The 22,838-nt window shown below is 44.7% G+C and carries 20 protein-coding genes; all 20 read right to left on the bottom strand.

Annotated elements, in window-relative coordinates:
- Positions 1-11: 11 nt before the first annotated feature.
- On the bottom strand, positions 12-3,056 hold the full coding sequence (locus GVN16_RS21560; RefSeq protein WP_166566025.1) for a TonB-dependent receptor: 3,045 nt from the start codon (positions 3,054-3,056) through the stop codon (positions 12-14).
- 404 nt (positions 3,057-3,460) lie between these two features.
- Entirely contained in the window at positions 3,461-3,913 is a 453-nt protein-coding gene (locus tag GVN16_RS21555) for a hypothetical protein (RefSeq protein WP_166566024.1), read from the bottom strand.
- 82 nt (positions 3,914-3,995) lie between these two features.
- Positions 3,996-4,700, bottom strand: a complete 705-nt coding sequence (locus tag GVN16_RS21550; protein ID WP_166566023.1) for a hypothetical protein — start codon at positions 4,698-4,700, stop codon at positions 3,996-3,998.
- Position 4,701: 1 nt separating this feature from the next.
- Positions 4,702-6,018, bottom strand: coding sequence for a magnesium transporter (gene mgtE / locus GVN16_RS21545; protein ID WP_166566022.1), 1,317 nt, complete (start codon positions 6,016-6,018; stop codon positions 4,702-4,704).
- Positions 6,019-6,261: 243 nt separating this feature from the next.
- Entirely contained in the window at positions 6,262-6,804 is a 543-nt protein-coding gene (locus GVN16_RS21540) for a hypothetical protein (RefSeq protein ID WP_166566021.1), read from the bottom strand.
- A 107-nt stretch (positions 6,805-6,911) separates the two neighbouring features.
- Positions 6,912-7,322, bottom strand: coding sequence for a VOC family protein (locus tag GVN16_RS21535; protein ID WP_166566020.1), 411 nt, complete (start codon positions 7,320-7,322; stop codon positions 6,912-6,914).
- Positions 7,323-7,486: 164 nt separating this feature from the next.
- Positions 7,487-7,858, bottom strand: coding sequence for a DoxX family protein (locus GVN16_RS21530; protein WP_166566019.1), 372 nt, complete (start codon positions 7,856-7,858; stop codon positions 7,487-7,489).
- A gap of 222 nt (positions 7,859-8,080) precedes the next feature.
- Positions 8,081-8,908: a DUF2306 domain-containing protein gene (locus tag GVN16_RS21525; RefSeq protein ID WP_166566018.1), complete on the bottom strand. Its 828-nt coding sequence runs from the start codon at positions 8,906-8,908 to the stop codon at positions 8,081-8,083.
- A gap of 5 nt (positions 8,909-8,913) precedes the next feature.
- The gene (locus tag GVN16_RS21520) at positions 8,914-9,330 is read right to left on the bottom strand and encodes a DUF1801 domain-containing protein (RefSeq protein ID WP_166566017.1); all 417 of its coding nucleotides are present in this window, start codon (positions 9,328-9,330) and stop codon (positions 8,914-8,916) included.
- 169 nt (positions 9,331-9,499) lie between these two features.
- A complete protein-coding gene (locus tag GVN16_RS21515; RefSeq protein ID WP_166566016.1) occupies positions 9,500-9,862 on the bottom strand; it encodes a nuclear transport factor 2 family protein in 363 nt (120 codons plus the stop codon).
- Positions 9,859-10,263, bottom strand: a complete 405-nt coding sequence (locus GVN16_RS21510; RefSeq protein ID WP_229244288.1) for a DUF4180 domain-containing protein — start codon at positions 10,261-10,263, stop codon at positions 9,859-9,861. Before GVN16_RS21510 ends, GVN16_RS21515 begins: the two co-directional genes overlap by 4 nt.
- Entirely contained in the window at positions 10,235-10,993 is a 759-nt protein-coding gene (locus tag GVN16_RS21505) for an ankyrin repeat domain-containing protein (RefSeq protein ID WP_166566015.1), read from the bottom strand. Before GVN16_RS21505 ends, GVN16_RS21510 begins: the two co-directional genes overlap by 29 nt.
- 12 nt (positions 10,994-11,005) lie before the next feature.
- Positions 11,006-11,545, bottom strand: coding sequence for an SRPBCC family protein (locus tag GVN16_RS21500; protein WP_166566014.1), 540 nt, complete (start codon positions 11,543-11,545; stop codon positions 11,006-11,008).
- Between the two features lie 205 nt (positions 11,546-11,750).
- Positions 11,751-12,494, bottom strand: coding sequence for an SDR family oxidoreductase (locus tag GVN16_RS21495; RefSeq protein WP_166566013.1), 744 nt, complete (start codon positions 12,492-12,494; stop codon positions 11,751-11,753).
- 66 nt (positions 12,495-12,560) lie between these two features.
- A complete protein-coding gene (locus GVN16_RS21490) occupies positions 12,561-13,133 on the bottom strand; it encodes a Crp/Fnr family transcriptional regulator (protein WP_166566012.1) in 573 nt (190 codons plus the stop codon).
- Between the two features lie 183 nt (positions 13,134-13,316).
- Positions 13,317-14,807 carry a RagB/SusD family nutrient uptake outer membrane protein gene (locus tag GVN16_RS21485; RefSeq protein WP_166566011.1) on the bottom strand — a complete coding sequence of 497 codons (1,491 nt, stop codon included), beginning with the start codon at positions 14,805-14,807 and terminating at the stop codon, positions 13,317-13,319.
- A 25-nt stretch (positions 14,808-14,832) separates the two neighbouring features.
- Positions 14,833-18,000, bottom strand: a complete 3,168-nt coding sequence (locus GVN16_RS21480) for a TonB-dependent receptor (RefSeq protein ID WP_166566010.1) — start codon at positions 17,998-18,000, stop codon at positions 14,833-14,835.
- Positions 18,001-18,513: 513 nt separating this feature from the next.
- Positions 18,514-20,673 carry a DNA/RNA non-specific endonuclease gene (locus GVN16_RS21475; protein WP_166566009.1) on the bottom strand — a complete coding sequence of 720 codons (2,160 nt, stop codon included), beginning with the start codon at positions 20,671-20,673 and terminating at the stop codon, positions 18,514-18,516.
- Between the two features lie 223 nt (positions 20,674-20,896).
- Positions 20,897-21,661, bottom strand: coding sequence for an SDR family oxidoreductase (locus GVN16_RS21470; RefSeq protein WP_166566008.1), 765 nt, complete (start codon positions 21,659-21,661; stop codon positions 20,897-20,899).
- A 125-nt stretch (positions 21,662-21,786) separates the two neighbouring features.
- Positions 21,787-22,692, bottom strand: a complete 906-nt coding sequence (locus GVN16_RS21465) for an AraC family transcriptional regulator (RefSeq protein WP_166566007.1) — start codon at positions 22,690-22,692, stop codon at positions 21,787-21,789.
- Positions 22,693-22,838 lie beyond the last annotated feature (146 nt).

Here is a 22,838-nt window from a genome sequence, read left to right as displayed (position 1 = left end):
GTTGCTGATCATTAAAATGTGATGTTAACTCCGAAATTCACTGACTTGGTTTGCGGTACGCCGTTAAAATCAAGCCCCTGCACCAATCCGCTTCCGCTGTCTGCTGCCGAGTTGGTTTCCGGATCCGGACCTGTGTATTTGGTAAGGGTAAGCAGGTTGGTTCCGGTCACATAAAGTCTCGCTTTGGCTATTTTCAGTCTTGATAAAACTGTCGAAGGAATGCTGTAACCCAGTGTGATGTCTCTGAAGCGGATAAATGAAGCATCTTCCAGTAACCGGCTGGTGTTGCTCTCATAGTTTCTGCTGCCATCGGCATTGGTCAGTGAGGTCAGTCTTGGCAGCACGTTGGTGTCACCCGGTTTTTTCCAGTAGTTCAGAGAGCTTTTCTGGATAGAACGGGTAATTCCCCTGGTAGCTCCCGCTTCAAGGAAGAAGGCCGTATAATTGAAAAGCTTGTTGCCCGAACGGTAAACCAGGTTGACATTCAGGTCAAAGGCTTTGTAAGTGATGGTGTTTTTCAGGGTACCTTCGAAATCAGGCCAGGCATCGCCTACAATTTTACGATCTGTTGCGGTTATTTTACCGTCAGCATCTATGTCTTCAAAAATGGCATTACCGGTCTCCGGATTAACCCCCAGGTAATTATAAACCCAGATAGAATAAAGCGAATAGCCTTGCTCCAGGCGGTACATGCCGTAGCTTCCGGTGATCGGGTTATTCAGTTTTTCAATCAGGTTTTTATTATGGGATATCGTAAAGGTGGTATTCCATCTGAAATCTTTGGTCTCGATATTTCTTGAATTGATCAAAAGCTCAACACCTGTGTTGCTGATTTCACCGACATTTTTATAAACTGATGAAAAACCTGTTTTGGAAGCCACCGGCTCATTGATCAGCAAGTCGGTCGTATACTTTCTGTAATAATCCAGTTCGAAAGAGAATTTATCCTTCAGTAAAGTACCTGCCAGCCCGACATTGAACTGGCTCGTGGTTTCCCATTTCAGGTCCGGGTTGGCCAGCTGACTCGGGGCAATACCAGGTAAATCAGCATAATTTCTTCCGCCGCCCCAAAGTCCGCGGGATGCAAAATCATCGATGTCCTGGTTACCGGTGAGTCCATAACTTGTTTTTAACCGCAGGTTACCTACCACTGATGATTTAGGGAAAAAGTCTTCCTTACTGATGTTCCATCCCAGTCCTACAGAAGGGAAATACCCCCAGCGGTTGGCTGCACCAAACCTGGATGAGGCATCGGCCCTGAAATTGGCATCGATGATGTATTTGTTATTGTAAGTGAAGTTTGACCCGGCAAAAAATGATACCAGGCCATAGTCAGAGCCTGTGGAAGAGGCCGTTTGAACAGCTGCCGAAGTGATCCTTTTGAACTGGTTACTCGGAAATCCGGTTCCGGTAAGTGTTTCGCGTTCGGTGCTGGTAAACTGGACTGTATTGCCTAAAAACAAGGAGAAATCAGTCTTCTTTCCTGTCAGCGAGTAGTTGATCAGCTGTTCGGCAATCAGTGATTGCTTGCTGGTCAGTACGTCATTGGCTTCTCCGGCAGGCTGACCATACACCAGGTTGGTGTTGTAATAAGCCTTTTCATGATAGAGATTGAAATCGTTACTCAGAGAGGTTTTGAACGAAAGGTTCGGAAGAAAAAAATACGTTGCATATAAATTGTTGATGCTTCTGAGGCTATTGGAACGCGTATCCGAGTTTTGCAGGATAGCGATGTGGTTATCAAAAACGGTAGGTTTGGTAAAACTGCCGTCTTCATTGTAAAACGGATAGAAAGTCGGCGTATGCAAGGCTGCCTGGAACAAGCCCGCAGGGCCGTCACCTACTCTCACCAGTCTTCTCGGAACACTCGACAGGTTATTGGATGTCCCGATCTTAAAACGGCGGTTGATCGAATGGTCAAGGTTAATTCTGAAGGCATACCTTCCGAAATCCTGCAGTTTAAGCGTCGACTGCTGGTTCTGGTACTCAGCACCGAGGTAGAAGTTGGTGCTTTCGTTGCCACCGGCCAATGATAAATTGTAACGTTGGGAGTGGGCAATTCTGAATACATCGCTCACACGGTCATAAGTTTTCTGATCTTCCGGATTGCCAAAGGCCGGAAACCCGGCAATGACCTCATTGACTGGTCTGAATGGTCTGGTTTCGTAGGTTTTTCCATCGTTGATGTGCACAAGGTTGACCATGGTGGCATGTTCAGGACCCGTCACAAGTTCCCATAGATTCGTGGCTTTTCCTACACCGTAATCAGCCGAGAAGTTGATTTTGGTTTTGACACTTCTGCTGCCTCTCTTGGTGGTAATTAATATAACCCCATTGGCTCCCCTGGCTCCGTAAATGGCCGTTGCATTGGCATCTTTCAGGACAGATACGGATTCGATGTCCTCCGGGTTGATATCTGAAAGCGGGTTGGGCGTCTGACCACCAAGTCCCCTGGATAAGCCCTGGAGGTTTTCATTGTTGATAAATACCCCGTCAATGATGTACAGAGGGTCGTTACCTGCGGTGATGGAAGTGGCTCCCCTTAAACGGACCAAAACGGAGGTGCCCGGAACCCCTGAGTTACTAGAGATCAATAAACCAGGCACCTGGCCCTGTAACTTCTCGGTGACACTGGTGTAGGAAGCCCTTGAAATATCCTGGGAGTTGATGGTCGTAATGGCACTGGTTTGTGCGTCCCTCCTGGTTTGGGTATATCCCACCACCACAATCTCGTTCAATTCGCTTTGGTTGGGAGCGAGTCTGATCGAAACATTACTCTTTTCAATGACCGTTTCTTTGGTTGTAAATCCTATTGAGCTGATGACCAGCGTAAAAGGGAGTTTTTGGCCGGTGTTAAGAAGGAATTTTCCGTCGGAGTCCGTTGTCCCGCCGTTTGTTGTCCCTTTGATTTTTACGGAGGCCCCGATGACCGGTTCATTGGTTACTTCATCGATGATTTTTCCTTCAACGGTAGCATTGATGACAGGGGCGTTCTGAGAAAAGGAGAAAAATGAAATAAGCAGGCCAAAACTAAGGAATAATAGTTTTTTTTTCATTTACTTTACGTTGGTTAAGTTAAAAAATAAGGTACTGAGAGATCGTTAAAAATCTCTTGATCATTGCCAAATGAGCCTTTTGCTGACCAGTCACTCTTGTTGCCGCAAGAGTGACATTTTAAAAAGCTTCAAAATTTAATCGGGAAAGTTTGACAAAGCCCGCTCTTCAGGAACTGTCTGAGATTAAACGCTTCATTATTTAAAGTGATTTTGTTAATTGGCTTCCGGGAGTATGCCGGCCAGGCATATTCAGAATGGTCACAAATAAAAAAAATGTTTTTGATATTAATCTATAAAATAGATAGATTAAGTATTTTTATAGATCAAAACATTGAATTTGTGCAATTATTTATGATAATTTTCAAATTGTAATGAAAGCGGATGGGGTGAATACTTCTTCTTTTTTATTCTTCATCAAGCAAACCTTCTTCTTCCAGTACTTTTTGCTCGTTACCGGTGATGTAGGCGAAAATTTTGTGTTCGTTATTCATGGTCTGTACAAAGTACTTGACATTGAATTCAACATGACCCTTTGACCGGTCTTTTTTGGTGTATTTGCAATCCCAGAATACCTTAACCATGGAGTGGAAGTCATCAAGAATGATGATGTCTTTGGAAACGATGTCGATGGATTCCGTGCCGATGTTCCGGTAAAACCTGTATCCCTGGGGGATCATCTCCCTGAACTGCTGATCGTTTTTACCACTGACCACACCGACCGGGCTGGCTTCTATGAAGCTCTCGGCAAAGGCATTGGCTGTTCCTTCCACGTCAACCTGGTAGTCACGCAGAGCTTTGTTAAACCGTTCTTCATATAAGTCGAAGAAATGATCCAGTTGTTGTGTCCTGTTTTTCATGGTTTTTCATTTTAAAGTTGTTTAATTATGTTTTGTTAAAACGGTATTTAAAGTATGGTATTGTGCTGTAAATGAGCGTGTTTTAATTTAAATTCAGGCCAAAAGCCAGTCCCAGCCAGGGCTTGCCTTCGTAAATCCAAACCCGGTGGTTTTTATCCAGCAGGTGGTCAAAACCTAAAGAAATACCCAGGGTGAAATTATTAATCGCAATGATACCGGATATGCCTTTGATCCATACAATTCCGTCATATTCTGTACTCAGGGTGTTATTGGTGGTGGTGGGGTTCATGGCGGTATTGCCCAACCCTGTAAATCCTCCCAATGAAAAACCGTAATGATTGATGGCCCGTTCGGCTACATTCAGGGGGCTTTTAAGGTAACGGAGACTGAATTTGTCTGTTCTGTAACCAAGGTACAATGCTCCGTTCAGGTTGGTGTTCAACTGCTGCGGTACACCATTTACCGCAGGCCTGTACTTGAGGGGCATGGTAAGGAAGTCTACGTCGAAACTGTGTTTGTTAAAAGAAACCGGGCTTCCGGTTTCGCCGGTTTCCGGTCTGAAAACCCTGGGGGCTTGGATCGTATCTGCAAACGTCTTGTTGTTTTGAGTGTAGGTGTCATAGACCACCACGTTTTCATCTTCAATGTCCGTATAAACGATTTGTTTCCTGTCTCCGGATTTTTGCTTGTAGAAACCACTGGTTAAGGCTGTTTTGGGCGATTTCCTGATGATTTCACATCCGGCGGAAACCAGGATCAATAGCAGGCTTGCTACAATTCTTTTCATGCTAAAGTAATTTTCCTGTTAAAAATAAGGCCGCAACCGAAAAGTAGATGACCAGGCCCGTCACGTCTACCAGGGTAGCTACAAATGGAGCGGAGGCCGTGGCCGGGTCAAGGCCGACTTTCCGTAAAATAAACGGGATCAGAGAGCCTGATAAAGTGCCCCAGAGCACTATGAAAACCAACGAAACAGAAACGCTCATGCCTACTGAAAACCAGTAAGGGCCGTAGTCATAGATCCCTGTTTTTTGCCAGATGAATATCCTTAAAAAGCCGATAACGGCCAAAATGCTGCCCAGCATAAGGCCCGAAAGTATCTCTTTCCGCATGACGTACCACCAGTCTTTTAACCGTAACTCACCCAGGGCCATAGACCGTATGATCAGGGACGCTGCCTGCGAACCTGAATTTCCGCCACTTGAAATGATCAGAGGAACAAACAGGGCGAGCACAACGGCTTTCTGGATTTCACCGTCAAAATACCCCATGGCAGAGGCTGTCAGCATTTCGCCAAGGAACAGGATGATCAGCCAGCCGGCCCTTTTCCTGACGAGTTGCATCAGTGGTGTTTGGGTGTAGGACAAGTCCAGACCTTCCACACCCCCGAATTTCTGAATATCTTCTGTATCTCTTTCCTTGATTTTGTCGATAATGTCATCAAAGGTCACAATACCCACCAGTATCCCGTTTTCGGTGATAATGGGTAAGGCAGACCGGTCGTATTTCTCAAAGATATCCAGTGATTCTTCTACAGGGGTGATCGTCCTGATGGCTACAAAGTTATGGTCCATCAGCTCCGAAATCAGCGTGTCGGATTCTGCCATCAGCAGCTGCCCGATTTTAAGGTCGTCAATGAGCCTGTTGTGGTCGTCAACCACATAGACAAAATTCAGGGTCTCCGCTTTTTTACCGAATTTCTTGATGTGTTTCAGGATATCCCCGACGGTCCGGTTTTGCCTGGCCTGTATATAATTAGGTGTCATCAGTCTCGCTATGCTGTCTTTTTCATAACCGATCAGGTTAAGGGCAATTTCCCTTTCATCGACATTGAGCAGGTTAATGGAATGTTTGATAAGCTGATCAGGGAAATTATCAAACAAAGTAGTTCTGTCATCCGGATCGATGTTATTCAGAATTTCCGAGAATTCCCTATCGCCCAGGCTTTTGATGATTTCCTGCTGAACTACCGGCTCAAAATAGGGGAATACATCACCTTGCTGCTCTCCCGAGAGCTTCAGAAAAGTAAGGTTTCTTTGTTGAGGATCCAGTGCGGCCAGTTGTTCGGCTACGTCTGCGGGGTGTTTGTCAGTTATATTTTCCATGTTTTTCACTGCCTGTTTAGAAGGTACACCTAATTGAAAGCCAAATTTACGAAGGAAAGCTGCCGGATGAGTAAAAAAACAACTTTAAGAAATAATTATACTTTATTCCAGGTATTATTTTGATGATTATATTACCTGGTTTTACATCTTGGGGTTTCTGATTTTCAGATGCAAAACAGAGGCCCCGCTTCGGTAGCAGGGCCTCTGTTTATGGCAGATATGGTGATTTGTGAAAATGAACCATTAACTGACAGGCTCAGGCAAAATCAGGCCTAAGAGGGTAATCACCCAAAATAAAATACCCAGCAGGATAAGGACAATCTGGCTGGTGCTGAATGAATCTTCCGGAGAAACCCTGATATCATCAGAATGTTGCCTGGCATAATTAAACGCATTAAAAGGCTGGATAAAAAAGAGAAAGGAGAAGAATGACAAGAAAAGATAGGGTGCAGGGAACCTTCCGGAAAGACCCGCCAGAAAATATCCTAAAGCAAGCAGAAAAGGGGAATAATCAGAAGGATAGCCTTTCTCTCTGGCAAAATCCAGGATCTTATCAAATAGCTGTCCCGCGAAAAGCACGGCAAAGAACCCCCTCGCAGCGGGTATAATGTCGCTTTCTTCTTTTTGTTTGAAAAATTTCCAGGCTTTGTATGACCACCAGATCTGATAGAGGCCAAATGAAATGATACATAAAAAGATGAATTTTCCTAAGGGGATAATTTTTTGTTCATCAATGTTTTCGTCCAGGGTGCTTACCTGGTCGTCAAAAGGGTTGTAGTTTTCCATGAAAAGAGTTTAGTTAGTCAGAGTTTGCGTAAAAATAGCATTTTATTCCGTATAATAAATACGGTGATACCCGGAATGGAAGATTTAATACCCGTTTTCAGAATAAATTAAAGTACACCTGAGATGCCTCCCCAGTCTTCAGGAGCGACATCTGAAATGGATTGGGAGAAATTCCAGATATGGCCTCCGATGTCTCTGACTACGTATTGCCTTTCACCATACGGATAATCTATGGGCTGCTGGATGATCTCTGCACCATGTTCTGTGGTCCGTCTCAAATGAGCGTCCATGTCGCTGACCCTCACCGTAAGGCTGCTCACAGGGACTTCTCCGTTGGCTGTGTTTGCTTCGGCAGCGGTGATGGTGCCCCCTTCAAATGATAGCTGGGCCCGGTGTGTTCCTGCCCGCCAGCGTTCTGTAAACCCAAAAACCTTACAAAGCCAGTCGATGGCTTGCGGCACATCATGATAGGCCAGTACCGGAATAATGGTGCAGTCGGGCATGGTTCGGTTTTGCATCGGGTTGATTGTTTTAGGGTGAAAATCTGTTAAATCTACACCAGGAAATACAAAAAACAAATGCTTTTTCATCAATTCGGGTAGTCATTACAGCAGAAAATCCCCGAAATAAAAATGCACCTCCGGACTCGGAGATGCATTTTTATAAAGACTTATATGGCTGATTATAATACCGGTTTACGAAGTTTGTGATAATAAACATAAGAAACCACCAGGATAGCCAGTATCACAAGCGGGAAGAAAGTCTGACCGTTGACTCCGTCAACAGCCCAATGGCCGATAAATGCAGAAATCATCGTAATCCCTAATCCTGCATAAGCCCACTCTTTCACACGGGCCGGGACCTGCGGGATAATGATGGCTAAAGAACCTAAAATCTTAAAAATATTCAGTTCTATTCTGAAGTAGTCAGGAAAGCCGAGGTGGCTTACGCCTTGTTTGGCCAGTTCTGTATGGCCTGTCAATGCGGGCATCACCCCTTCAAAAAGGAAAATAAATACGGTGGCAACCCAAAAAATAATCTTGTCTTTTTTCATAGTCTTAGATGTTTATTTTATCTGTTTATTAATTATATGCAAAGCTACACAGGTTGAATATGATTTTAAGGGTGCCACTCCGACAAATGAAAGTGGCGTTTGCGACTTTTTTGTGAAATGAAAAAAATGAAAACAGGAAAATGGAAAAAGGAAAATGGGGACGGGCCTTCAGGCTCAAATCTCCCCGTTTCCCGGCTCCGGACTGAAGCCCGGAGGGGGCAATTATCCGAATAGCCAACCCGTAATGGCAGGGCCCCAGTAATATTTAGTGAAAAAATAAGTTCCGGTTAAAAGAAACCCGGTGGCCAGAAACAGGACTACGGATGCCGCTATTTTGGCGACGGGCTTAGCATTATAACTCCGTGCTCTTAAAAATATCTCCACCACCAGTAAATTCGGCAGGTAAAAGAAAAATGCCATGACCATATCAAATGCCCCGTTGAACTCGGAGGTGTGTCCACCTCCTTTAAAAAGGAGCCAGAAGCCATAATCCATGCGGTAAAGCCATGAGCCTATCGCCAGGGCAAATAAACGCAGGCCCCAGGCCCGGTGTTTTTCGAGCCTTCCTGCTACTGCATGACGGTAAGTTTCAATAGCCGCAATGAACATCAGGACACCATACAATCCAAAGCCTATATCCATGACGGTTCCGCCGATCGTGCCTTTGACTGCGATAAATATCAGCCCGCCGACAGCTGCCAGCAGGCAGGCGAGAACATAGATGCGGCCCGTCCAGCGATGGAAAGTCAGAAACCTTTCCCTGATGCCATCCATGAGCTGAATGCTTCCCAGGATCAGGATTATGCCTCCTGCAGCAAAGTGAAGGCCGATGCCGGTAGTGGCAGCTTTGGTTTTTTGTTCATATAACCGCGGTAGTATCTCATTCCAGCGGTCCATATGACCCTCGTACAGAGCCGCCGCATAAAACGCCAGGATGTACAAGCCGAACAGCAGGGCACTGACCCAGACAGTGGCGGTCAGCAGGATGGTAGCTATCCGGAAAATCTTCTGACTAACCGGTGTTGAAGACGATAAGGGGATTTCTGTCATAACAATTATTTTTCGACCAGCTCAAGCCAGGCTTTGATAATGGTTTCTAAATGAGGGGCTTTGGTTTTGGCTTCTTCAAGGCTGGTAATTTTGACCATTCTTCTTCCGTCGGTATAACTTCCCTCCAGCACACCGGTGGAGTCGGTTATTTTAGACCCGGTAGGGAAGACCATCAGGATGTGATTGTTGCGGTGGAGGTTCAATACCACCAAGTCCCGCTTATACTCTTTGGGATCAAAAGGCTGCATCTCTCCATTGTAATAAAAACTGGGGGAGTTCCATTTGACCTGTTCGGAAATTTCGAAGCTTATGTCAAGAATGGTCCGGCGGAGAAACTCAACAATTTCTTTCCAGGGCTGGTCCATTTTCTCAATGAGTTCCGAGACCTGTTCCTGGTCTGATTTTTTAGGTGCTTTGGCCATTTAAAAAATTTAATTATCGCTAATTTAAATAATTTATCAGGCAGACCGGATATAATCGTTGTGATTTATGCTATATTTTTTGTTTTAAAGGCGGAGATGTTCGCTTATCATCTTTTCCAGCTCTTTTAAAGGAATATGGTTGAAGTCACCTGCAGGTTCAAAACAGGATTTACACAACATTACAACTTCCCCCGATCACCATAAAATGCCCGTTGAATTCTTTCCATACCCTCAGATACCTGAATCTGCCGTCTATGACCTGATCCAGGTATTTGCCTTTCAGGTTGATCTGAACAGAAACCACCGCTTCTTTGTCGATCAGGTTGATTATCATATCGTCAGCTTCCAGGGAGTTAACACTCATGTTTCCTGAGGCATAATTGGCCATGTCCATAGCCTTGGTGATCGTCTGGCCACCGGGAATGATAAAGAGCAGATCGTCATGAAGCAGCTGATTCAGTACGTCAAGGTCGCTTGATTTTATGGCGTTCAATAGCTTTTCTTCGTGCAGGATGATGGCTTCTTTTGTCATTTTGTTAAGATTTCTTTTGCTTCCTCTGTTGAATTAACGAAGATCGTACGTCCGGCCTTGTTACTTTCATAAATAAAATCGCGGAGGCTTTTACTTTCGAATTTGGTAAAATCTCCGACCACCGCCATTTTCATGCGATAATTCGAGAATTTCTGCAGCACTTCTCCTGCCAATCCTGTTTTCAGCTCAAAAAAATCTGCTGTCAGGTTCTTTTCATGAAGAATGATGCCATCCGCTCCCTGGTACCCGCAATCGGCCATCAGATCGAGGGCATCCTGGACGTTGTGAATAATGATATTATCAGCAGTAATTTCTGCTATTCCGGTTCCGTTGATTTCGGTGATGTTGATTTCCATTTTTACTATCTGCTGATCAGGAATCAAATTTAGGAAGGGAATCATTCGCACTTTTAAAAAGAGTCAGAAATTTTCGTTGCCTGTTGGTCTCAGCCATTGCTTTGGGTGAAATTCCCTCGTTGTTTTTGAGATCCACATCTGCCCCATGCCTGAGCAGGAGCTGAACCGCCTCAGGGTCATATTTCTTTCTGACAGCGAGATGCAGGCAAGTATTGCCTTCTTCGTCCCGGGTGTTTACATCCGCCCCTTTTTGCAGAAACCATTCCGCCACTCTGAATCTTTTCCAGTAAAACGCTGCCGTAAAAGGGGTGTCTTTTCCTGATGGGTCCTGAATCTTAGCCCCATGCTTTTGAAACATTTCGGCCGCTTCTACATCGTCATTCCAGGCAATGGCAAACATACAGTTATCAGGTTTTGCCCCTGATTCCAGGAGCCACCGGTATAGTTTTTTATTTCTTCCTTTGGCATAAGCATACCACAAGGGAGTGGCCGGGAAAAAGTCGCATTCTTCTTCAATTCTGTGGATGGAGTTCATATCCATCCCGTTTTTTAACAGTGTCTGAAGAATCAGAAGGCTCTTTTCAGCCCTGGTTTTATCATCACCGACCTTTACACCTCCGAGATAGTGCAAAGCGTTTTTCCCGGTTTCTTCTTCATAACCGGCCCATTTTGGAATCAAAGACTCAACTTTTTCTACATCAAGTGCTTTGATGGCTTTGATGAATGCATTCATGGTTGATTTTCTTCTGAATGAAGAAAGAATGGCCCCGGCCATTCTTTCTTGTTTTTAAGATTCCAGTTTTACTTTCAGGTTATCCAGACCTGTTTTCAGCTGATCACCCAGCATCTGGTCAAAATCCATAAACAGAAGCATCAGGTTCATCGGGTAAGCCATATGCCCGTCAAAACCCCACCTTACTTTGGTTTGGGCAGGAGAAACCGCTTCGGTAGTCATGTAAGCTTTTTCCGTAGACTCAAAAGGTTTGATGAATCTTAATTCAAAATCGATCCTTTCGCCTTCCGTAATTTTTTTGATTTCCTGCTCGCCTTTACCCACGTCTTTGTTCTGGCTGTCCCAGGCTGATACAAAGCCCACGGTTCCGTCTGTTCCCGTATAGGTTTTCTTCATTTTAGGGTCCGTCATGGCCCACACGCTGAAATTGTCCTGGTTTTTCAGGAGTTTAATGTAATCAAATACCTCCTGTTTGGGTTTGTTGATCACAATTTCACGATGTACCGCATAATCTTTTTTGATAAACAGCCCGGTAATGAGCAGAATGGCGACGATACCTAAGAGGCCGATCAGGATTTTCTTTACTACTTTCATTGTACTTTGAGTTTTAGGAAATGATTATTTATGACGTAATAAATAGGTCAGCCAAATATAAAATAAAGATTCCGGATTGATAAAAAATCATGCCCTGTTATTTCAAAGTATTTATTTACAGGTGTTTACGTGTTATTTTGACGGTTATTGATGACGGGCAGGTAACAAGGTGTTCTCCACGTTCCGTTTCTTTTGGCAAAATGTTTCATCTCTTCAGGTTGTTGATTTTACGGATGGCAAACACCGGGGCAATTCTGGCCAGCCAGTAAAGCAGTTTCACACCCCCGACTTTGATTTCGGGCTTGTCATCTTCCAGGCCTTTCAGCATTTCTCTGACGGCCCGGTCCGGTTGAATAGCAATTTTGGGAGGGTTTCCTTTGTGCCATGGTGTATCCACCACCGGGAACATCACTTCTGTGATTTTCACAGGATGCTCTTGCATCTGTATTCGCAATACCTGCGTAAAAGCATGCAAAGCAGATTTGCTGGCATTGTAAAACAAATAATCAGCCCTCGGGGCATAGATCAGGCCCGTGGTGATGTTGATGATGGCAGGATTTTTCTGAGTTTCCAGTACCGGCAAAAGTAGCCTGGAAAGCCAGATGGGGGCCATCAGGTTGGTGTTTATCTCATTTTGTGATTTTTCTATGATCTCGTCCTCTGATGTGAATTGGGTGTTGTGTACAATGGCGGCGTTGTTAATGAGAATATTGAGGTCAGGATGTTCTTTTTTGATCCATTCCGCCAGTAAAATGCATTGCTCAACCTCAGAGATATCGAACGGGCAGGTGATCAGGCCGGGTAACTGCTTTTTAGCTTCCGATAGTTTTTCTGCAGAGCGTGAACAGGCGATTACCTGATTGCCCATCTGAAGTAATTTCCGGCACATTTCGAGGCCCAGGCCAGAGCTGCCGCCTGTAATCAGGATTTTGTTGTTTTTAAGTTCCATATCTGTTTGTTATTGTTTTGATGAAACAAAATTCACAGAGACAGACCGGCTTTGCATTGATCTATGTTAAGACGGCATTTTTTTCCTGATCCTGCTGAGCGATTCGGGCTTAATTCCAAGGTAGGAAGCGATAATGTGCTGTTTTATCCTGTTTTCCATTCCCGGAAATTCCTCCAGGAAGATATGATAGCGGGTTTCAGCATCCAGCAAAAGCAACTCGAGTTCCCGCTTTTCTTTAACAGCATATCCTTTTTGCAGAAGCCTGATAAGAAATTTATCCCAGAAGTTGTTTCTCTCCTGGAGCCTGAGCCAGAGGTGGTAGTCAATTTCAAGGAAAGTGGAGTCTTCAAGGGCCTGAATATACATGAAAGAGGGCTGACCGGAGAGCATTGCATTGTAAGAACTGAAGATATTGTCTTCCAGTATGATGCCTTTGGTGTATTCGTTGCCATCTTTGTCGATATAGAGGTAGCGGAATAGCCCGCTGAGCAGCAAACCGAATTTTCGGGGGACCTGCCCTTCAGAAATAAAATATTCCAGAGCCTGTATGCTTTTAAGCCTGGAAACAGCCAGCAGATCGTCTGCTTCTTTTTCCGGGAATCCGAACCGGGTGATCAGTCTTTCTTTTTCGGGGGACATACTTTTAACAGCAATTGGTCTGTCTTGAACAGAGCAGGATGTTGTAAAAATAGTAAAAAGCGGCGAATAAATCGAAACGTCAGTGAGATGGTAATTGTTAATGAGAGGCTTAGCCGCGTGAGGGTAACAAAAAAGAGGTGCTCATCCAGTTGAGCACCTCTTTGTATCTGACAGCAATAGTAATTACAAAGGATTTTGCACTACCACACCATTTGTGTTGTTGATCTCAGCCTGAGGGATCAGGAACTGCCATCTCTTGTCACCTGCAGGAACATCCATTACGCCGTTGGTAAATGTGGCACTGTGGTTACCACCATTACGGTTCAGAGGAGAATTGGTCCTTTTCAGGTCATAGAACCTGAATCCTTCACCCCACAATTCCACACGTCTCTGGATCATAATCTCGTCGATCAGGGCAGAGCCGGTGTTGGTTGATTTGGTATATTTCGGATCGCGGTTATTGGCAAGAACAAACAATACATCTGCAGCTTCAGCATCTTTAGCCTGACGGGCCAGAGCTTCAGCTTCGATAAGGTACATTTCAGCCGCTCTCATGTAAGGCACGTCGCCGATACTCAAAGCAGGATCAGCCACTTTGAATTTCTTTGAAAGGTATTTGTAACGCTGGAAAGTAGAAGCCGGCAAAGGGAAATCCGTCGTATTGGTTCCGGTTGGGTCCCAAAGTTTCTTACGGACGTCCGTAGCCGATATCTTATCATACAATACAGAATACATTACTTTCGGGGTAGAACGTATCGCAGTAGAGTTGTAATTGATCGACATGTAAGCGAAGAAGGAATAGAAGTAGTTGGTCTGGTCAGAAACGATCCTTGACGCCCACATCCATTCTTTGTTCGAATAGTTGTTGAAACCTGAAAGATAGTCTTCATTGGTCATCAGGGTGTAAGATGCTCTTGCTTCTTTGGCCATCTGGGCCGCAACAGCATATTCCTGCTGAGTCAGTGCTACCCTGGCTTTGATACCTTTCGCTACGCTCATATCAAAATGCGACTTGTTCTGTCTGGTATAGCCGTTCATCAGTGAGATCGCCTTGTCAAGATCCGTATTGATCTGAGCATACACTTCAGACACCTTACTTCTCGGAGTAGCTGTCGTAGTAGGTGTCAGTACCAAAGGAATACCCAAACCATCGTTGGCTTCTCCTTTTACAAATCTCTTACCATAAAACTGAACAGCCTGGAAATAAGCCCATGCCCTGTAAGTTAAGGCCTCTGCTTTGACAGCATCTTTTTCCGACTGAGGACCTGTGGCATTGTCAATATTCGCGATGATCATGTTGGCATTACCGATAATCACATAATAAAACGTGTAATTGTAGAAAGAGATCGAACTCTGTGGATTGATATGACTTATCCACTGGTACTCACTTCTCAACCATGTATTGGATACATTGGGAAATACAAGGTCCTCTCCCAGGATATCACTGTAAAGCATATTTCCTGACTGTCCTCCCTGGGCTTGTGTCGAGAAAATCTGTGAATACATGATCCTGTGTATCCCGTTCAAAGCTGCTTTGGCATTCGCCGTGGTTTTGAACGCATCCACGGTAGCTATCTGGTCTGTCGGGGCAGTTTCCAGGTATTCTTTATCGCAGGCGGTGATTCCCATCAGGAGAGTCAGGCCTAAAACTCCGGTTTTAAATATATTTTTCATTTTTTATGTCTTTTTATTTACCTGATTAGAATTTTACTTTCGCACCAACAGAAAGTACACGGTTGAAATTGTAGGTGTTATCCACTGTACCGTTGAAAGTACCGGTTACGTTCATTCCTCTTCTGGCTGAGAACAAAGCAAGGTTTTCTCCCGAGAAATAAATGTTGGCATCTTTGGCTCCGATGGCACTTACAATAGAAGCTGGTAGTCTGTAGTTCAGGGTTACGTTATTCAACTGGAAATAAGAAGCGTCGGTCAGGAACCTTGTGCTTCCTCCGGCCTGGTTGACTACGTTTCCGTTGTCAAGACGCGGAACAGAAGACTCATCTCCCGAAGCTTTCCAGCGGTTCAAGGCATCCACGTGCAGGGCTGTGCCGTAAGTACCACCGTGCATTAAGGCCGCGTACTGGCTGTCATATACTTTTCCACCCACCTGGTAGGTAAACTGAACTCCCAGGGTGAAGTTTTTGTACGAAAGATTATGTGACATTGAACCGTAAAAATCAGGAATAGAAGAATTTCCGGTGTAACGGTAATTGGCTTCAGCTACTGCTGTAGTTACAGTATCTGTTCCGATCACCCTGGCGTTTGTAGTCATCGCGTTGGTTCTGTAAAGAGCATTTCCGGTTTCTTTATCTACACCGTAAAATTCGCGAAGGTAGAAATCATAGATAGAGTGACCTACGCTGTAGGCTTTGGTACCGCTTTGGATCAGTTTCTGATTATCAGGCATTTTAGTGATCTGGTTTTTGAAGGTAGTCCAGTTCACGGTAGCAGAATAAGTGAAGTCACCGCTTTTGACGATATCTCCTGTCAGCTGAATTTCAAGTCCTCTGTTGAAAAGGTTGCCGATGTTCTGGTTAACAGAGAAACCATCAGTAGTAGTGCCACCGTTAGAAAGGGCCAGAGGCACTTTGAAGATCAGGCCGCTTGTTTCACGGTTGAAATATTCAATGCTACCTGATAATCTTCCTTTCAAGGTGCTGAAATCAACCCCAAGGTCAAAGTTTTTCGCTGTTTCCCAGGTCAGATTCGGGTTGGCGATTGAAGCCTGGGTAAAGCCAGGTTCTGCGTCATTGTTTCTTCCCAGGGTATATAAAGCCTGGTACGGATAGTAACCAAGGTCACCATCATTACCCACCACACCGTATGAAGCACGAAGTTTAAGCAGGTCAACCCACGATACTTTGAAGAAGTCTTCTCTTTCAATGTTGTAGGCACCACCCAATGACCAGAAGTTGGCCCAACGCACATCTTTGGCAAACTTAGAGTTACCATCTCTTCTCAATGAAGCATTGATGATGTATTTCTTGTCAAAGTCATAGCTCAAACGGCTGAAATAACTCTCAATGGTAGCATTGTCTTCGTATGAAGATACGCCCAGGACAGTAGCAAAGTTGGGAAGTTCAGTTACCCCGTCAACGATGATCCCTGTTCTTGAACCCGACAGGTAGTTGTATTTGTAGAAGTAATTTTCATGACCGGCCAGAGCGTTGACATGGTGTTTGTTGAAACCTTTGTCAAATTCAAGGATCTGGTTCCAGGTTGAACTGGTTGTTCTGTACAGGTAATGATAGGCACGGGCAGCAGGAGCACCGTCACCGATGATCTGGTTATCAAATCTACGCTCGTGTGTATCCTGCAAATCAAAACTTACATTCGTTGTCGCTTTCAGACTTGGAAGAATATTGATGGTCGCATAAGTACGGGCACCTAAAGTGGCACGGACATTGGAACGGTTGTTCAGCTGGTTTTCCCAGATGGCGTGACGACCACTTGAGAAAGGTCTTGCATCACCCTGGTCATAGATTTTGTTGCCGTTGGCATCCAGAATAAACGCTCCTGTAGCAGGATCATGCTTGTAAACCGGGTAGATCGGTCCCATAAATCTGGACATAAAGAAAGCATTGATGAAAGAAGTACCTCCGTCCGGAGCGGCGTCGGTGTTTGCTTTGCTGTAGTTACCGTTCAACGTCAGGCCTGTTTTTAACCATTTGGTAGCCTGTGTATTTACGTTGATACGTCCAGTAAATCTTTCGAAATCAGATTTTACAAGATAACCCTGCTCTTTGGTATAACCCAATGAAACGAAGTGGTCGTTTTTGCCTGTACCTCCATCATAAGTGATGTTGTAATTTTGTCTGCTTTTTCCACCTTGCTGGATAGCGTCAGCCCAGTTAAGGTCATCAGGATACAGAAGTTTGGCAGCCGGGTTAAGGTTACCACTGGCGTCGACGATAGCATTTTTAGCTACATTGTAAGGATTGTAACCCAACAGGTCAGCAATTCCCGTATAAGTTTTTCCGCCATAAGAAGTGGTGATACCCGAAGCGATTTTGTTGGCTTCTTCTATCGGTAACTTAGCCGAACCATACGTCAGGGTATTGCGGTAAGCCTCCCACATCAGAGGGTAATACTGGTCAGCATTAACGGTTTCATATTCCGGAAGACCCCTGTTGATGGCACCGCCTGAAGCACTGATACTGAAATTGCTTTTGCCTTCCTTACCTTTTTTGGTAGTGATCATGATCACACCGTTGGCTCCTCTTGAACCATAGATGGCGGTAGTAGAAGCATCTTTCAGGACCGAAATAGACTCTATATCGTCAGGGTTTAGAGTAGAAGTGGAAGCGTCAAAAGGCACACCGTCTACTACATATAAAGCATTGTTTGAGGCAGAAATAGAGCCGAACCCTCTTACACGGATCGAAGGAGCAGATCCCGGAGCACCACCTGAAGAAGTGGTCTGAACACCCGGAGCGATACCCACAAGAGCATTAAGGGCATTGGAAACCGGTCTCTTTTCAATATCGGCGGATTTGATCTGAGCTGACGAACCTACGTGGGTAGATTTGTTTACTGTTCCATAACCTACCACCAAAACCTCGTTCAGCATTTTTGCATCCTGTTCAAGTGAAATGTTGATGACGGTTTTGTTGTTGACCGGAACTTCCGTCGTGGTGTAGCCGATTGAACTGATGACAAGCACAGATTTGCTGTCGGCAGAGAGGGAATACTTACCCTGACTATCTGTTACCGTACCTGTGGTGGTACCTTTGATGAGCACGCTTACACCCGGAAGCGTCATGCCATCTTCTTTGGAGGTGACTACCCCCTTCACTGTTGTCTGAGCCTGCAGGAACCCGCAACTCAGGAGAAACAGTGCGATAAAACTACGTACAGTTTTTCCCATAATTTTAATTTGTTAGATAAAGTTAATAATAAGTTAACACGCAAAGTTCTTGAAAATTTACAATTATTTGCAAATAAAGGGCGAAAAAAATAGATGCTTATTAACTAAAGTTAATTTTTGACGTGACTTTTGATAAAAATTGCACTATAATTTGATTTTTTATTAAAAGTATGTTTTTTGGATGTCGGGCTTTCGGCGACGAACAGGCCTATCTGTTAAGAATTTAATAAGATTTTCGAACTAAAGGTTTAGTTGAACAGACGAATGACAAAAACAGGAAATTTTGCTGCTTTAGATATTTCCAAGACGGGGTTCTGCGGGTATTTCTTCGCATGAAATTATCCGGGCCGGATTTCTTATTTTAGTTATATTTTGAGGGAGCCGGAAGTGCGTTTTGATGCGGGCTGTGAAATGGGTTTTGTCCAATTCAGCATAAATGTTCAAGTCTCCTTAAAAATAAGAATCCCCGGACTTTCCGGCCCGGAGATTCTTAAGAGGTGATGATCAGACAGCTTATTTTTTCAAGGGGTTCGAAACTATCTGTTTTAAACTTTCTTCCGAGTCGATCAGGATTTCCTGAGGTCCGGTTCCGGCAATGAAAGTGTCGAATTCTGCCAGTTTGGAGAAATCTATCCTGGTCTGCTCACTCAGTTCCCTGATGCTGCACTGATATTGTTTAAATTCAACATTGGCATCAATATCAAGGGCCTCAAAATCAATGTCTCCGACAAGTTCTGACTGAGACAATTTGAATGCGGTGGTTTTCAACCGGCCGGCATCGTCGATCCAGGCTATGATCTTGAAAAATTCCATGGGAATCTGTATGCCTTTGTAAACAGCATCCGTCTCTTTAAAAATGGGCCCGTTAAAAACGGATATTCTGGCTGTTCTACCGTTTTCTTTTGAGGCACCGTGCTCCAGTACAATGGTTTCGAGTTTTCCCCACAATCCTTTTCGGCTGCTTTGGTTCAGGGTGTTTACTTGCGGGCAGGCATTGGTATGCATGCAGGTAAGGTCTGCAAAAAGGCGTGCGTCTTCGGCTGTGTCCCCCCAGTTAGCATCTTCCCTGCGGCTCATGTGTCCGCGGTCGAATCCGCTCTTTTTGTAAAAAGCATCGCTGAGTTGTATATCATAGTCGAGGCGGTTGTCGCGGAGCCACATATCCGTTCCTCTTTTCGAGTCGTCCAGTCTTTTTTCGAGGTCTCCATCGACGTTGATGGCACTCAGTAAGGGCATTTTCCTTACCTGGTGAAGCAAAACACTGTAGTGGTAATATTTTAAAACCCGTGAGTTGCTGTTTTTAAGTTTAGCTACCAGGGCGTTGATTTCCGGTTTGGGTTTTGGAAAGGGCAGGTTAATGCCCAGGAAATTGCTCTGGTACCCGCGGCATTCCGAAAAATCAAGGCTGTCTTCTTTAACACTTTGTATGGAGGCCTCAAGCAGGTCTTCTGAAAGGTTGATGGCCTGGCCAGGAGCAGATGTCTTTACTACCCCGGCCTGGTTGGTGTTGATATAAACCGACACATTTCCGGTGTTTCGCAGCAATGTGGCCGGAAAAGAGATGTTTACGTTTTGGCTGTCTGCAATACTTTCTGATTTTTGAGGGGTGTTGTCTGTTTCTTTTCCGGTTTCAGGCGAAGTGGGTGCCGTACCGTTCACAAAAGGCTTTCTGATATTGTTCAATATGGATTGGCCCGGATTTTTCTCAAACAGGTGTTTCAGGATCACACTGATCCTGATGCCTTCATTGGCTATCCAGACTATTTTGGACTCGTCCCATTTTCCGTCGATTTCAGGAATCATATTGCCGTCTTTGTCGATGTAGTCGCCGTTCACGTTCTTTTTCGGAACCCCCATATGATGTAGGGCGACGATCTGCCACTGGTCGTTGAATACCGGGCTTCCGCTGCTGCCGGGGGCTGTGTCCGATTCGTACCAGAGAGAGGTCGGTAATATTTTGGTAAAGATGTTTTCGCGGATAGACAGCTGTTTGTAGTCGCCGTTGGGATGGTGGATAATGTTCAGAGCTTCCTGACCCTCATCGCCTAATTTGCCCAGTACAGGATCGAGATAGACATAGCCGATTTCGGAAAGGTTATGAGTGCCTGTCAAATCTGTTTTACTGACCGCTACCACGCAGTAGTCCAGGTCTTTAAAAGCGTAAAAGAATCCTTCTGTGTTTAATTTGAAAGTAATCGGGGTTTTGGCGTTGCCGAAGGTGTCATACTCATAATAAAACTGTACAACGCTGTCTTTTACAGCCGCTTCTGACCGGAAAACATGCCAGTTGGTCATCAGGAGCTCATCAGAAATCATAAAGCCTGTAGCATATCCCAGGGTTTTGTTGCCGTCTTTTATGGCAATTCTGCCCACCTTCTTTTTGGCTTCATGCAGCAGGTCTACAAAGTTACTGTATACCGAGTCGTTTTTACCTATAGCTCTCTCAAAAGCAAAATCGGGAGGTTCCTGGTTCAGAGCCTTCAGCATTTCCTTTCTTTTGACCCGGTTCTCTGCTTTGCCGAGGATGTTGCCGCTTGTTACTTCTGCAGGGACATCTATATCGGCCATCAGGGCCTCTTCTGCAAGATCGGCTACATTGTTCCGTGTCGGCTCGGTAGTCAGTAATTCAAACCTGGCCTCCGATTTTTCAATGAGTTCTTTAGCTATTAACATGGCATTATTGTTATTTTGAATACTAAGGTAGAATATACGACCTGGTTTGAAAAGGGTGTTTTAGCGGTATTTGAATATTTAACAATTTATTTTTATTAAACGGTCTTTTATGGTGGTAAATGTTTTATTTGTAGTTAGTTACATAGATAATCAGCCGTCAGGGGATATGAAAAAAAGCAGAACCCTGAAGTTCTGCTTTTCATTATTTAGATGTCGGTTTGAATCAGAGATTCATTCCGCCCGATACCTCGATTCTCTGGGCGTTGATCCAGCCTGCTTCAGGCGTACACAGGAAGGCCACCACACCGCCGATATCGTCCGGTAAACCCACTCTCCCCAGGGCCGTAATGCCTGCAATGTGCTGGTTGATATGTTCATTGTCTCTTACAGTTCCACCACCAAAGTCGGTTTCGATGGCTCCCGGAGCTACAATGTTGACTGCGATGCCTCTGGCTCCCAATTCTTTCGCCTGGTATTTTGTCAGGGTTTCTATTGCTCCTTTCATAGAGGCATAGGCACTGTATCCTGGCATGGAGAAGCGGGCCAGTCCTGTAGAAATATTGATGATCCTGCCGCCGTCATTGATAACGGGCAATGCCTTTTGGGTCAGGAAGAAAACACCCTTTAAATGGATATTGAATAACAGGTCGAAAGTTTCTTCTGTTGTTTCAGCCACAGAACCATACAAACCGATACCGGCATTGTTGACCAGGAAGTCGAAACGGTCGGTGTTGAAGTGGTCTTTCAGGGTTTCTTTCAAAGCCGTAAAGAAAGCATCGAAGCCTTTTATTTCACCTGTGTTCAATTGAAGAGCCGCTGCTTTTTGTCCTGTCTGCTCAATCTCGGCCACCACCGCCAGGGCTTCTTCTTTTTTGCTGTTATAGGTCAGGATGACGTTAATGCCTTTTTTAGCCAGGTGAAGGGCCATGTTTTTACCTAATCCGCGACTGCCACCAGTTACCAGAGCTATTTTTTGATTTGATTCCATCTTTGTTTTTATGTTTAATTTGATGGAACAAAGGTAGGGTGGGGCAGTGGCCCCGTGTTTGCAAACATCAATCCGAAGTTTGCAAAAATCAAATATGGTTGTGGGTCCGGTATAAACCGTGAGGCTTATGACCGGAATGTCAAGGGTGCGAAGGCCGTTTGTTTTCTGAAAAAGTTGGAAAAGTGGGCAACTTCCTCAAAACCCAGGCAGTAGGCAATCTCAGAGATATTCCAGTCTGTTTGCTTAAGCAATATCTTGGCTTCCTGCACCACACGGTTGCTGATGAGGTCGGTGGTGGTTTTTCCGGTGTTTTCTTTCAGTACTTTGTTGAGGTGATTGACATGGACAGAGAGCTGGTCTGCATAGTCTTTGGCGGTTCTGAGATGCAGCTTTTGCTGGGGTGATTCAATGGGAAATTGCCGCTCCAATAACTCAATAAATAAAGAAGAAACCCTTGCAGAAGCCGTATGAGAAGGATAGAGGGCCGTAGCCGGCTGCAATTTCTGGCCGTAATGAATCAGTTCCAGGACATAATTACGCAGTAAATCATACTTGTAGGCATAGCTGGAAGACAGCTCTTTGTGCATTTTCCTGAAAATAGCCGTAATGTCCCCGGCATCTTCATCAGAAATCTGGAATACCGGATAGCCCCCGGCTTTGAATATCGGCAGGTGGTCCAGTACGACACCACTCTTCTCCTTAAGTAAAAAGTCTTCTGTAAAAATGCAGAAATCCCCCGACTGCTTTTCATCCTGGGGTAAATAGTTATAAGGGATCTTAGGCGAAGCGAAAAGCAGGGCATTTTTCTCTATGTTAATTACTTTGTCGGCATATTCAGCCCTGTTGTGGCCCTTGATCATGCTTATCTTATAATAATTGCGGCGGTTGTAGGGCATTTCGCCCGTTTTCTTTACTTTGGCGAGCATGTCTTCTATTTTGAACACATTAAAATGGCCGATCTCCCGGCTGATATCTTCGGGGATAAGCAGGGCAGAACTCTGGTAAAACTCTTCGAGGGTAGTTGGTTTCATGGTAAGTCTGATTTGTAAAATTCAAATATAGGGGATTTTGGAGAAATTCGGAGAGTATGGAGTGAGGAAAAAGGTTTTATTGGAATAGTGCGGGGAGAATGGCGAACGGAAAAAGGTTTTTGTTGTGTCTTAAGGAGAAATTCGGG

The sequence above is a fragment of the Emticicia sp. CRIBPO genome (assembly GCF_009905725.1).
Taxonomy (GTDB): domain Bacteria; phylum Bacteroidota; class Bacteroidia; order Cytophagales; family Spirosomataceae; genus Leadbetterella.
This window is presented reverse-complemented; position numbering and strand designations above follow the sequence as displayed.